The sequence below is a fragment of the Massilia aerilata genome (genome assembly GCF_042656905.1).
Taxonomy (GTDB): domain Bacteria; phylum Pseudomonadota; class Gammaproteobacteria; order Burkholderiales; family Burkholderiaceae_D; genus Telluria; species Telluria aerilata.
This window is the reverse complement of sequence record NZ_JBHSMZ010000010.1, coordinates 274,311-287,110: the sequence shown is the minus strand read 5'-3', so window position 1 is coordinate 287,110 and position 12,800 is coordinate 274,311. Positions and strand designations below refer to the sequence as shown.

General features: G+C 66.0%; 9 protein-coding genes. 7 read left to right on the top strand and 2 right to left on the bottom strand.

What is annotated here, in order from left to right:
- Positions 1 to 269: 269 nt before the first annotated feature.
- Positions 270 to 677, top strand: a complete 408-nt coding sequence (locus ACFPO9_RS15820) for an NUDIX hydrolase (protein ID WP_379772079.1) — start codon at positions 270 to 272, stop codon at positions 675 to 677.
- 193 nt (positions 678 to 870) lie between these two features.
- Here ACFPO9_RS15820 and ACFPO9_RS15815 read toward each other — a convergent pair whose 3' ends face one another.
- Together ACFPO9_RS15815 and ACFPO9_RS15810 are read right to left on the bottom strand one after the other, a co-directional pair.
- Complete coding sequence (locus ACFPO9_RS15815; RefSeq protein WP_379772078.1) at positions 871 to 1,236, bottom strand: hypothetical protein; 366 nt, start codon at positions 1,234 to 1,236, stop codon at positions 871 to 873.
- A gap of 134 nt (positions 1,237 to 1,370) precedes the next feature.
- Positions 1,371 to 1,580, bottom strand: coding sequence for a hypervirulence associated TUDOR domain-containing protein (locus ACFPO9_RS15810; RefSeq protein WP_379772077.1), 210 nt, complete (start codon positions 1,578 to 1,580; stop codon positions 1,371 to 1,373).
- Positions 1,581 to 1,754: 174 nt separating this feature from the next.
- On the opposite strand from ACFPO9_RS15810, the gene ACFPO9_RS15805 reads away from it, so the two are divergent.
- From ACFPO9_RS15805 to ACFPO9_RS15780, 6 genes are all read left to right on the top strand, one after another.
- Positions 1,755 to 2,276 carry a host attachment protein gene (locus ACFPO9_RS15805; protein ID WP_379772076.1) on the top strand — a complete coding sequence of 174 codons (522 nt, stop codon included), beginning with the start codon at positions 1,755 to 1,757 and terminating at the stop codon, positions 2,274 to 2,276.
- Positions 2,277 to 2,463: 187 nt separating this feature from the next.
- The gene (locus tag ACFPO9_RS15800; protein ID WP_379772075.1) at positions 2,464 to 4,089 is read left to right on the top strand and encodes a methyl-accepting chemotaxis protein; all 1,626 of its coding nucleotides are present in this window, start codon (positions 2,464 to 2,466) and stop codon (positions 4,087 to 4,089) included.
- A gap of 254 nt (positions 4,090 to 4,343) precedes the next feature.
- The gene (locus ACFPO9_RS15795) at positions 4,344 to 6,878 is read left to right on the top strand and encodes a bifunctional diguanylate cyclase/phosphodiesterase (protein WP_379772074.1); all 2,535 of its coding nucleotides are present in this window, start codon (positions 4,344 to 4,346) and stop codon (positions 6,876 to 6,878) included.
- A 12-nt stretch (positions 6,879 to 6,890) separates the two neighbouring features.
- A complete protein-coding gene (locus tag ACFPO9_RS15790; RefSeq protein ID WP_379772073.1) occupies positions 6,891 to 8,291 on the top strand; it encodes an aminotransferase class I/II-fold pyridoxal phosphate-dependent enzyme in 1,401 nt (466 codons plus the stop codon).
- A 21-nt stretch (positions 8,292 to 8,312) separates the two neighbouring features.
- Positions 8,313 to 12,173, top strand: a complete 3,861-nt coding sequence (locus tag ACFPO9_RS15785) for an AMP-binding protein (RefSeq protein ID WP_379772072.1) — start codon at positions 8,313 to 8,315, stop codon at positions 12,171 to 12,173.
- Complete coding sequence (locus ACFPO9_RS15780) at positions 12,170 to 12,766, top strand: hypothetical protein (RefSeq protein ID WP_379772071.1); 597 nt, start codon at positions 12,170 to 12,172, stop codon at positions 12,764 to 12,766. The genes ACFPO9_RS15785 and ACFPO9_RS15780 overlap by 4 nt, the downstream gene beginning before the upstream one ends.
- Positions 12,767 to 12,800: the final 34 nt, after the last annotated feature.

Here is a 12,800-nt window from a genome sequence, read left to right as displayed (position 1 = left end):
AGGAAAGGTCAGTGTCAAGTAACTCATCGGCGTTTACCGGCAGGTTCAATTCCTCACTGATCTCGCGCTCAACGCATTCCTTAGGCGCTTCTCCAAGCTCGGCCATTTCTGCCTAAAATCGGCTTTCACAGATTAGTGTACGGCGCAATTTTCCCTGATGACAAGTAGTAGTTTTGTAAAATACTCGAATGTATTAATATCTGGCTTATTCCATGAACCTTATACGCGTAGTGGACGCTCCAGGGCTACGCTTGAATAGAATCAGATTTATGGCTTTTGATGATACTTTCCGCTTAAGTTCGCACGCAGTAATTTTAAATTCTGACAACGAAGTGTTAATGCTTAAAGCATCTTATGGCGCTTTTTCATGGGGGCTACCTGGTGGGGCGCTTGAGCCTGGTGAAACCATACATGATGCCTTGCATCGTGAATGTTTCGAGGAAATGGGCGTGCGTCTTAGCGAAGCACGCTTAACAGGGGTGTATTTCCATAAAAATTACAATTCCCAAGCGTTTATATTCCGCTGCAAGATCGCTGACGATACCCCGCAGATTATTCTGAGTGCCGAACATTCTGCTTCAAGATTCTTCACGTTGGAAAATTTAAGCGAAGTGCAGCGAACACGCGTTGCCGACTGCTTGGCGTTTTCCGGAGATGTTATTAGCCGAAAATTTTAAAAGCAGTGGTGCATGCGCCAGGCTGACTATTTTTGGCAGCCCTGAGGTCTGCTCTTGCGTGTGCATTCAATCGGTCGACTGCAGCCGGCCGCCGTGTCTGCAAGCTTGATTTTGACTGTTGATGTAAGGATCGATCGACAAGCTAATAACGAACACGGCCGGCTTAAAAACCGGCCGGATAGGCCGGCGTTAACTACTTGGCGCAGGTTTTGCCCTTCACGCCATGGAAGCCTTTCGCTTTCGCGTCGGCTTCCACCATGTACGAACCCTTCTTGGTCTTCCCGTAGTACTTGTCGCCTTCGCAGTGGTAGACCTTGCTGGATTCGTTCACCCACACTTTGCCGTCACCGCCACCAGCAGCCTGCTCCATCTGCGCTTTGTTTGCTTTGCCGGGCTTTGCAGCGTCAGTCTTGGCCGGGTTCGCTGCCGCGGCGCCGGTGGCTGCTTTCGACGGCGCAGTTGCAGTCGTTGGGGCAAGCGGATTCGGCACCGTTGTCTGGGCGAACGCTGCATTTGCCATTAAGAGGGTGAGCGTGGCGCTGAACAAGAGCTTTTTCATGATGGTTCCAATAGGGACGACACGAACATACGTGCATCACGAAATAACGATAGCGCAATCGGCCAGTTGACAGCGAAAAGTAACTGATTGCAAGCAAGCGAATGTCGTCGCATTACGCTGGCTGGGCGCAGCCCCTAAATCTTCTTGAGCGCCGAGGGCTTGTGCGCGGCCTCGGCCCCGGTCTCGTCGCTCACGACCAGGTATTCCGGATTCGCTTTCGACGCCGCCACGTGGTGACCCTTGATCTCGGTGGGCGCGGTCAGCTTCTTCTTGACCGTGCCGCGCACCGCGCCCTGCGATGCGTGCCATTCCACTTTGTCGCCTGCCTTGAAAGCCTGGGTCATGATTCCCTCCTTGTCCTGGACAGATATTTGAACACAGCCCCCTGCCCCGCAGCGTTCCTTACCTGCTGGATACGTGACGCCAGCCATTCGGAACCTTGGCTATACTGAATTCAAGCCATGATCGGCACGCAATGCCGATCCATCCATCACGTTTCATCGACTACAGGGGGTAATATGCAGACGACCTGGATTGTGTCGGCCAACGCCGGCCGCGCGAGGATTTTTTCGGAAGCCGATCCGTCGGAGCCGCTGGAGGAAATCGAAGACATGGTCAGCAGCGCCGCGCGCCTGCGTGACGCGGACATCAATACCGACGAAATCGGCCGCACCGCCGCCGGCAGCAGCCGCCATGGCATCGGCGGCAACGAGGCCGCGGGCTTCGCCCACAACGCCAAGGCCGGCGCGCCGACCAAGTCCTACCAGCCGGCCCAGACGCCGCAGGAGCACGAGGCCGAGCAGTTTGCCAAGGAGATCTCGAAATACCTGATGGACGCGCACCAGGAAGGCCGCTTCCAGCAACTGGTCATTTCGGCCTCGCCGCAATTCCTGGGCGCCCTGCGCAGCTACCTCGATTCGCACATCAAGCCGCTGATCAAACTCGAGGTCAACAAGGACTACACCCACTCCAACGCGCAGCAACTGCGCGAACAGATCCGCGAGCAGCTGCAAGCCCAGCGCGCCAACAGGCTGCAGTAAGTCCCTGCTTCCTGTCCAGGACAACGCCAGCCTCTAAGGTTGGCGTTTTTATATGTGGCGTTTACCGCACGCCTGTTCGATTTTCTATCCAAAAAGCATATCCGCTTTCCCATCACACTGGTATTCTTGCGATTTTTCTATGTGGCAATACTCATTGTCACTTTGCAATTATTGTAGCGGAGCCAATGTGATTCAAGCAGTCAGCGCCAGCGTGCGCCATCAACTCAGACTAGCCTTTGCGATCGTCATCGCGATTTCCTTCCTGTCCAGCGGCCTGGCGATCTGGCGCCTGCAGACCTTGTCCGGGGACACCCGCGCCCTCACCGAGCAGCCCCTGTTAAAAGAGCGCCTGATCTCGAAGTGGCTGCTGAACATGTCGGTGGGGGCGAAGCGCACCGCAGCCGTGGTGCGCTCGTCGGACCCCGAACTGGCGACCTTCTTCGCCGACGAGGCGAAGGCCTCGACCGCCGACTCCTCCGGATTGCAGAAGAAAGTCGGCGACCTGCTCGCGACGCCGGAAGAAAAAGCCCTGTTCGACGAGATCGGCCAGGTGCGCCAGCTGTACACCAGCAGCCGCAACCGTGTCACCCAGCTGAAGGCCGAGGGCAAGCACGAGGAAGCGCGCGCCCTGTTCGACCGCGAATTCAAGCCGGCCACCGACCAATACATCGCCAAGACCCAGGAACTGCTGGCGCTGCAGCAGAAAACCATCGACGAGCAGGCCCGCACCGTGCTGGCCAGCGCCGCGCGCAGCCAGTCGGTGCTGATCGCCCTGAGCCTCGCGACCCTGGCGGCCAGCATCGTGGCCGGCCTGCTGTTCTCGCGCGCCCTGTTCCGCCGCCTGGGCGGTGAGCCTGCGCGCGCCGTCGAAGTCGCGGCCCAGATCGCGGCCGGCAACCTGCGCGTGCAGGTGGACGTGGCGCCGGGCGACGACGCCAGCCTGATGGCGGCGATGCAGCGCATGCGCGACAGCCTCGCAAGCATGGTGGCCCAGGTGCGCGAGAGCACCCACGCGATCGCCGGATCGGCCGAGGTGATTGCCAGCGAAGCCAGGGATCTGTCGAGCCGCACCGAGCGCCAGGCCGCGGCGCTGGAGGAAACCGCGTCGTCGATGGAAGAGCTGACCCAGATCGTCGGCCACAACCTGGACAACGCCCGCCAGGCCAGCGAACTGGCGGCCCAGGCCAGCGGCATCGCGCGCCAGGGCGGCGACATGGTCGGCCAGCTGGTCGACACCATGGGCCAGATCGACGAATCGTCCAAGCGCGTCAGCGACATCATCGGCGTCATCGACGGCATCGCCTTCCAGACCAATATCCTGGCCCTGAATGCGGCGGTGGAAGCGGCGCGCGCCGGCGAACAGGGACGCGGATTCGCGGTGGTGGCCGCCGAAGTGCGGGCGCTGGCGCAGCGCTCGGCCGGCGCCGCCAGGGAGATCAAGGACCTGATCGGCGACTCGACCCGGCGCGTGGATGGCGGCGCGAAACTGGCGCAGCAGGCCGGCGCCACCATGGAGGGCATCGTCGGCGGCATCGAGCGCGTCACCGGCATCATGCGCGGCATCGTCGAATCCAGCCGCGAGCAGTCGACGGGCATCGCCCAGGTCAGCCAGACCGTGTCGCAGATGGACCAGACCACGCAGCAGAACGCGGCGCTGGTCGAAGAAGCGGCAGCCGCCACCACCGCGCTACGCGAGCAGGCTGCCGCGCTGGAAGCGATGATGGCCGTGTTCCAGATCGGCAGCCCGCAAGCCGGCGCCGCACGCCGTCCTGCCGCCCAGCCTGCTGCCCTGCCGCGCCTGCGCGCCGCCTGAGCCTGAGCCGGGCGGACTCAAATTCAATAATACACCGCCAACTTTTTGCACCATCATGGTGCGAGATTGGCGGTATTACTTTTCCTGCTGGCGTCTGCACAACAACTGAATCTGGTCTATACGCATAGTCATCAAATTGGTATAGCGCAAGTACACGAACATGCTACCATCAGCAAATTCCCTCCGGAAACATTTCAAGACGTATCGTTGCTGCGGATAACAATAATTAACCGGCAATAAAGCCGAGAGACTCCATGAAAAATATCGGTTCCAGGTTGATTGACCGTTACATCACGGCGATTCACTGGTTCATTCCCGCCGAGGCCCAGCAGAACGCGGCCCAGCTGACGCGGGCGCAGAACGTCGTCAACGCCGTGCTGCTGTCGGCGCTGTCGGGTCCTTTCTATTCGCTGGCCTACTACCTGCTCGGCTTTCCGACCGCGGCCCAGGAAATCCTGGCCTGCTGCGCCTTCATGTTCATCGCGCCCTTCCTGCTGCGCGCGACCCGCAGCATCGCGATCGCGCGCGAAGTCTTCCTGTGCGCGGTGTTCTTCAACTTCACCTGGCTGACCTTCAATCTGGGCGGGGTGAACGCGCCCACCGCCGGCTGGCTGATCACGGCGCCGGTGGTGGCGATGTTCCTGGGCGGCGTTGCTACCGCCGTGTTCTGGCTGGCCATGAGCTGCGGTGCGGTGGCGGCCATCTATACCCTGCCGATGGTGGGCATCGCGCTGCCGCCGCACCCGGTCAAGGACATGGACCTGCTCTACCTGCTGTGCGACCTCGGCCTCTACCTCGTCATCGTCGTGTTCGTGCTGCTGTTCGAACTGACCAAGACCAAGGGCTTCATCAAGCTGGAGCAGGCGCTGAACGTCATCAACGAGCTGGCGATCCGCGACGAACTGACCGGCAGCCATAACCGCCGCCACCTGATCGGCCTGATCGAGCAGGAGCGCGAGCGCGTGGTGAAAGGCGCGCAGGCCTTCTGCGTCTGCCTGCTCGACATCGACTTCTTCAAGCGCATCAACGACACCTACGGCCACGCCGCCGGCGACGCGGTGCTGCGCAGCTTCGCGGTCACGGTGCAGAAGCAGATCCGCGAAAGCGACGCCTTCGGCCGCTACGGCGGCGAGGAATTCCTGCTGATGCTGCCGGAGACCACGCTGGAAGACGCCATGCAGTTCGCCGAGCGCGTCCGCATGGGCATCGAGCGCCTGGTGTTTCGCGACATCTCCAGCGACCTGAAGGTCTCGGTGTCGATCGGCGTGGCCCAGTTCCGCCTCGGCGAGACCATCGGCCAGACCGTCACCCGCGCCGACGAGGCCCTGTACACCGCCAAGTCGAGCGGCCGCAACCGGGTCATCAATTACGGCCAGACCGTCGAAATGACGCGCGAGCAGGCTGAAGCCCAGGCCGAAGCCGAATCCGCGCCGAGCCTGCTGCCGCTGGAGCTGACCGATACCAGCCAGTGCGACCCGCTCACCGGCCTGCTCGGCCGCCGCGTGCTGCGCGACCGCCTGAACCACGCGATGTCGCGCTCGATCCGCAACGAGCGCCTGGTCGGCCTGATGCTGCTGAACGTGAACAAGTTCAAGGACATCAACGAAGCGCTGGGCTACGAAGCCGGCGACGCGATCCTGGCCCAGATCGCGGCCAATGTGCGCGACTGCCTACGCGATTCCGACACCGTGGTGCGCTGGGGCGGGGACGAATTCATCGTGATCCTGGAAGACCTGGCCCAGCTCGGCGACGCCCAGCAGGTGGCGGAAAAGATCCTAGACCGCTTCGCCCTGCCGCTGCGCGCCGGCGAGCGCGAATCCTTCGTCAGCCTCAGCGTCGGCATCGCCACCTTCCCGGCGCCCGGCTGCGACATCGACACCCTGCTCAAGCGCGCCGACACCGCGATGACCCGCGCCAAGATGTGGGGCGAGAACAGCGTGCAGGTCTACTCCTCGGATGCGCCGCTGCCGCCGAGCGAACGCCTGATCCTCAAGAACCACCTGCGCGAAGCCCTGGCCCAGGACCAGCTGCTGCTGGAATACCAGCCCCAGGTCGACATCGCCAGCCGCCGCATCGTCGGCGTCGAGGCGCTGATCCGCTGGAACCATCCGCAGTACGGCCGCATCGAGCCGGGCCGTTTCATCACCCTGGCCGAAGAGACCGGCCTGATCGTGCCGATCGGCGAATGGGTGCTGCGCAGCGCCTGCGCCCAGAACCGCGCCTGGCGCGACGCCGGCCTGCCGGCGCTGAAGACGGCGGTCAACCTGTCGGCGCGCCAGCTCAAGCATCCGGAACTGGTCGACCGCGTGCTCGAGATCATCGGCGAGACCGGCATCGCGCCGTCCTGCCTGGACCTCGAGATCACCGAGGGCATCCTGATCGACAACATGGAGATGAACCGCCAGGGCCTGCAGACGCTGCGCCAGGCCGGGGTCCAGGTATCGATCGACGATTTCGGCACCGGTTATTCGAGCCTGGGCTACCTGACCGAGCTCCCGGCTGATATCCTGAAGATGGACCGCAGCTTCGTCACCCGCCTCGGCCAGGGAGAACCCGGCGCGCGCGGCTATGCGCTGGCCGAATCCATCATCCACATGGCGCACCGCCTGCAGCTGGCGGTGATCGCGGAAGCGGTCGAGACCGAAGAGCAGCTGGCCGACCTGACGGCCATGGGCTGCGACTACGCCCAGGGCTACTACTTCCACCGTCCGCTGGCGGCCGACAAAGTGGCCGAACTGCTGCGCCAGCAAGCCGCTGCCGACCAGGGCCAGGCCCTGCAGGTCGCCTAACAGGGAATACACATGTCTACTCCAACGATACAGGACCACCAGGCGATCGATACGGACGAGGATCCGCAACTGGCGGCCGAGCGCGAACTCGCGCGCCAGGTCGACGCCATGCTGGACAACGGCTCGCTCGGCGGCACCGCGGCGCAGTTCGCGCAGCCGCGCGGCGCCGACCTGCTGCGCCGCACCGAGCCGGTCGAGGCCTGGCACAAGGCCCGCAGCGCCGACGGCCTGTGGCAGTACGCCCGTTCGCTCGACGGCGCCCCGCACCCGATCGCCAGCATTCGCGACGAGGCCGGCAACGGCGCGCGCGGCATCAATTTCGCGTCCCAGGACTACCTGTCGCTGGCCTCGCACCCGCAAGTGGCGGACGCCGCCGCGCGCGCGCTGCGCGAAGCCGGCCCGCACAGCGCCGGCTCGGCTGTCCTGCTCGGCAATACCCGCACCTCGCTGGCGCTCGAGGAAGCCATCGCCGGCCTGGTCGCGACCGAGCACGTGGCCCTGTTCCCGACCGGCTGGGGCGCGGCCTTCGGCGCCATCACCGCGCTGGTGCAGGCCCAGGACCACATCGTCATCGACCAGTTCGCCCACGCCTCGCTGCGCCAGGGCGCCAGCGCCGCCACGCCGAACGTCAGCATCAACCGCCACCTCGACGTCGGCCACGTGCGCGAACTGCTGGGCGCGATCCGCGCGCGCGACACCGCGCACGGCATCCTGGTCGTCACCGAAGGCCTGTTCAGCATGGACTCGGACACGCCCGACCTGGCCGCGCTGCAGGCGGTATGCCACGAATTCGGCGCCACCCTGCTGGTGGACGTGGCCCACGACCTCGGCGCCATGGGCCCGGGCGGCGGCGGCTGCATCGCCCAGCAGGGCATGCTGGGCCGGATCGACCTGGTGATGGGCGCGTTCTCGAAATCCTTCGCCTCGAACGGCGGCTTCGTCGCCACCGCATCGCGTTCCGTCAAGCGCCACCTGCAGCTGTACGCCGGGCCGCACATGTTCTCGAATGCGCTGTCGCCGGTGCAGTCGGCCGTGATCCTGGAATGCATCCAGATCATCCGTTCGGACGAAGGCGATGCGCTGCGCGCCGACCTGATGCGCAACGTGGACGGGCTGCGCGCCCACCTGGCGGCCGAAGGCCTGCACTGCATGGGCATCCCCTCGGCCATCGTGCCGGTGCTGATCGGCAGCGAAAAAGTCTCGCGCCTGACCGGCAAACTGCTGTTTGAACAGTCGGTGTTCGTGAACCAGGTCGAGTTCCCCGGGGTGCCGGTCGGCGCTTCGCGCTTGCGCCTGCAGCTGATGTCCAACCATAATATGCAGCAAATTAAACGCGCTGCACCGATCATCGGCCAAACGGTGGCCCGGGCGCGCGACGCCATCGCTGCCGGAGAAGCACGCCGCCGGCAGTAATCAGGAGCTAGCTTGGGACAAATGCGGGACGATATCGACACGGTCAACAATGAATGCATCCTGCTGCACGAGCGGCTGCGCCAGCATGCCCGGCAGACGCCCGACCGCCTGGCCTATACCTTCCTGCGTGACGACGGCAAGATCGACGAGCTGACCTATGGCCAGCTCGAACGCCGCGCCACCGCGCTGGCCGCGGCGCTGGCGAAGCACGCGGCGCCGGGCGCCCGCGCGCTGCTGCTCTACCCGGCCGGCCTCGAATTCATCACCGTCTACTTTGCCTGCCTGCTGGCCGGGATCATCGCGGTGCCGGCCACCATCCCGCACAAGAGCCGCGCCTCGCGCCGCCTGAAGGCCTTGCTCGACGACGCCGACCCGGCCCTGATCCTGACCCGCAGCGACGTCGAGCCGGCGATCAAGGCCAGCCTGTCGCTGGTGGACGCCTCGAACCGCGCATGCATGTGCACCGACATGCTGGAAGAATCCGGGGACCCGTCCGCGCTGCCGGCCATCACGCCGGACATGACCGCCTTCCTGCAGTACACCTCCGGCTCGACCTCGCTGCCCAAGGGCGTGTGCATCACCCACGGCAACATCGCCGCCAACGTCGAGTCGATCCGCGAAGGCTTCGGCTTCGCCCCAAGCACCGTGATGGTGAGCTGGCTGCCGCTGTTCCACGACATGGGCCTGATCGGCAGCGTGGTCTCGCCGATGCACGTGGGCTTCCACTGCGTGCTGATGGCGCCGGCCGCCTTCCTGAAGAACCCGACGATCTGGCTGGACGCGATCACGCGCTACCGCGGCACCTGCGCCGGCGCGCCCAACTTCGGCTGGGACTATTGCGCCGCCAAGGTCAAGGACGAGCAGAAAGCGCAGCTGGACCTGTCCAGCCTCGACGTCGCCTACAACGGCTCGGAGCCGGTGCGCGCGAGCACGCTGCGCGCCTTTACCGACGCCTTCGCCGGCGCCGGCATGCGTGAAACCGCCCTGTTCCCCTGCTACGGCATGGCCGAGACCACGCTGTTCGTGACCGGCGGCCCGCGCGGCCGCGGCCCGCTGGTGCGCACCGTCAGCAAGTCCCTGCTGGAAGGGAACCAGATCCGCGACGCGGCGCCGGGCGATGCGGACGCGCGCGAGATCGTCAGCTCCGGCCGCGTCGGCCTGGGGAGCAAGGTGCTGGTGGTCGATCCCGAAACCTGCCTGCCGGTGTCGAGCCACCGCGTCGGCGAAGTCTGGGTCAGCGGCCCGAGCGTGGCGCACGGCTACTGGAACCGCCCGCTCGAGACCGAAGCCACCTTCGGCGCGCGCCTGGCCAAGACCGGCGAGGGCCCTTTCCTGCGCACTGGCGACCTCGCCTTCATGCGCGACGGCGAGCTGTTCATCACCGGCCGCCTGAAAGACCTCATCATCATCAACGGCCGCAACGTCTACCCGCAGGACATCGAGGAAGTGATCGAACACACGATCGACTTCATCGAACCGAACATGTGCGCGGCGTTCTCGGTGGAGATCGGCGGCCAGGAAAAGCTGGCGATCGTCGCCGAAGCCAACCGCGGCCTGGTGCGCGCGGCGCAGCAGCTGGAAAAGGAACTGGCCCAGAGCGGCGAGCAGCAGAAGGCCAAGGACGACTACCTGGCGCGCATCGAAGCGATGGCGCAGAACATCGTCAAGGCGGTCGCCCAGCAGTTCGATGTGTCGGTCTCCTCGATCGTGTTCGTCAAGCCGGGCGCCTTCCCGCGCACCACCAGCGGCAAGGTGCAGCGTTCGCGCTGCAAGGAACTGGCGCTGAACGGCCAGCTCGAGCTGGTCTACGTGATGCCGGGTTCGATCTTCGACCGCCGTACGCCGCGCGGCCCGGCGCCGGCGCCTGCGCCCGCTGCCGTGCCGGCATCTGCGCCGGCCACGCCGCAAGCCTCCGTAGCGGCTGTGACGCCAGCGGTGCAAGCGCCCGCCCCGGCCAGCGCCGACGCCGCGCGCGCCCTGTCGCGCAGCACCGCCGACCAGATGATCCTCTGGCTGCGCCGCTACGCGCAGCGGCGCCTGAATTCGCGCACGATCGACGAACGCCGCACCATTCCGCCCTACGTCGTGCTGGACCTCGGCAATGCCGGCTTCTTCGGCCTGCAGGCGCCGCGCAGCGCCGGCGGCAAGGACCTGGCCACCGTCGACCTGATGCGCGTGCTGGAACAGCTGGCGGCGGTCGACATGACGGTCGCCACCATGGTCGGCGTGCACAATGGCCTCGGCCTGCGCCCGCTGCTGCGCTTCGGCAGCGATGCCCAGCGCGAACGCCTGCTGCCGCAGCTCGCCACCGGGCGCCAGCTGGCGGCCTTCGCGCTGACCGAGCCGGCCGCCGGCTCGAATCCGATGGCCCTGCGCGCCAGCGCCGTCAAGGTGCCGGGCGGCTGGCGCGTCAACGCGGAAAAACAATGGATCGGCCTGGCCTCCTGGGCCGGCCTGACCACCGTGTTCGCCAAGGCCAGCAGCGCCGAGGGCGCGCCGCTGGGCATGATCTCGCTGCTGGTGGACGCCGACAACGAGGGCCTGGTGCAGGGTCCGGAATCGCTGACCATGGGCATGCGCGGCATGGTCCAGAACACCCTCTTCCTCGAGAATGCCTTCGTGCCCGACGACGCGGTGCTGCTGGCGCCGGGCGAAGGCATGGACGCCGCCCACGATGCGATGCTGTTCTCGCGCCTGGGCATCGGCGCGATCTGCGTCGGCGCCATGAAGCGCTGCGCCCAGCTGATCGCGCGCTACGCCTCGCGCCGCCAGGTCGCCACCGGCCTGCTGGCCGAGAATGCAGTCAGCGTGGTGCGCCTGCAGGAACTGACCGCCGCGATCCAGGCCAGCGAAGCGCTGGTGTATGCGATCGCGGCGGAGGTCGACGCCGGCCGCGCGCCGGGCGCCGAAGCCTATATCGCCTGCAAGGCCGCCGCCACCGAAGCGCTGGGCGAAGCGGCCGACCTGCTGGTGCAGATGCTGGGCGGGCGCGGCTACATCGAATCCAACGGCGCGCCGCAGATCCTGCGCGACGCGCGCGTGCTGCGCATCCTCGAAGGCCCGACCGAGACCCTGTACGCCCACCTCGGCGCGGCGCTGGCCAAGCCGGGCGGCGCCGGGCGCGCCTTCCTGGCCGACGCCCTCGGCAGGTCCGCCCTGTGCACCGAGCTGGATGCCGCCATGGCCCGCGTGGGCGCGCTGGCCGAGGGCGCGCAGCGCCTGTTCGGTTCGAAGATCGCGGCGCGCCAGTGGACCGACTACAAGCTCGGCGAACTATCGGCCAGCGCCTTCCTGCTGGGCGCCGCCGAGCGCCGCCAGCAGTCGCAGAGCGGCGACGCGCAAGCGGCCAGCAACGCCGTGGTGTGGGCGCGGCGCCGCTTCAATCATCAGTTGCAGGCGCTGCTGGCGGAACTGGCCGGCCAGCGTCCCTACAGTTCTTCCGGCGACCTGCTGGCCCTGGTGGCCGGCTACGCCCAGGAGATCGGCGACGTCGACCAGCAGCTGGCCGGCGAAGACCAGCAGCCGGACGCGCTGCTGCTGCGCGCCGGCGCGAAACCCGCTGCGATGCCGCGGGCCGCACCGGTACAGGCGCCGGGCGAAGCGCCTGCGCCCGCTTTTGACATTGGCGGCGACAGCGCCATCCACGCTGCGGTCCACGACTGCGTGCTGGCCTGGCTGCGCACCGAAGGCCGCCAGAACGTCGACCGCATCGACCCCGATACCCCGTTCGCGGCGCTGGGCATGGATTCGCTGGCCACCGCAACGATTGCGGTCGAACTCGAGCAGCGCCTCGGCATGCCCATCGTGCCCGAGCTGCTGTTCGACTACCAGAGCGTCAACGAACTCGCAGGCTTCCTGGAACGCCAACGGAGAACAGAATGATCACCCACCCTCCCCATAGCATGATCAAGCTGTTCGACAGCATTCTTCCGGCGCCCATGCGCGCCGATACCCGCCAATGGCAGGCCGCGCGCAACCTGACGGTGCTGGCGGCCGTCACCGCGGTCAGCGTGCCGCTGCTGACCACCATGTACCACCTGCTCGGCTTCGACGCCGTCGGCATGGTGGTGCTGACGGCCGGCGTGGTCATGATGGTGACGCCGTTCACGCTGGCTGCCGGCCTGCCGATCGCCGCCGCGCGCGACCTGTTCGTCGGCGCGCTGTTCCTGCTGAAGGTCTGGATGGCGGTCTACCTGGGCGGCCTGGCCGCCCCGACCACGCCCTGGTTCGTGCTGTGTCCGGCGGTGGCGATGCTGCTCGGCGGCCTGCGCCCGGCGCTGCTGTGGAGCGCCCTGGTGAGCGTGGTGCTGGTCGCCCTGTTCATGCTCGACCGCTCCGGCGCGATCGCCGCCCCGCCCGCCGGCCCGGCCGCCACCGTGCTGCACCTGTCCAGCGTGATCGGCCTGATGGCGCTGGTGCTGCTGATCCTGGCGCTGGCGACCGGGGCTGCCGCGGTCGAACGGCGCCAGAAGTAGACCAGCGCACCCTTGCATCATGCAAAACGCCACC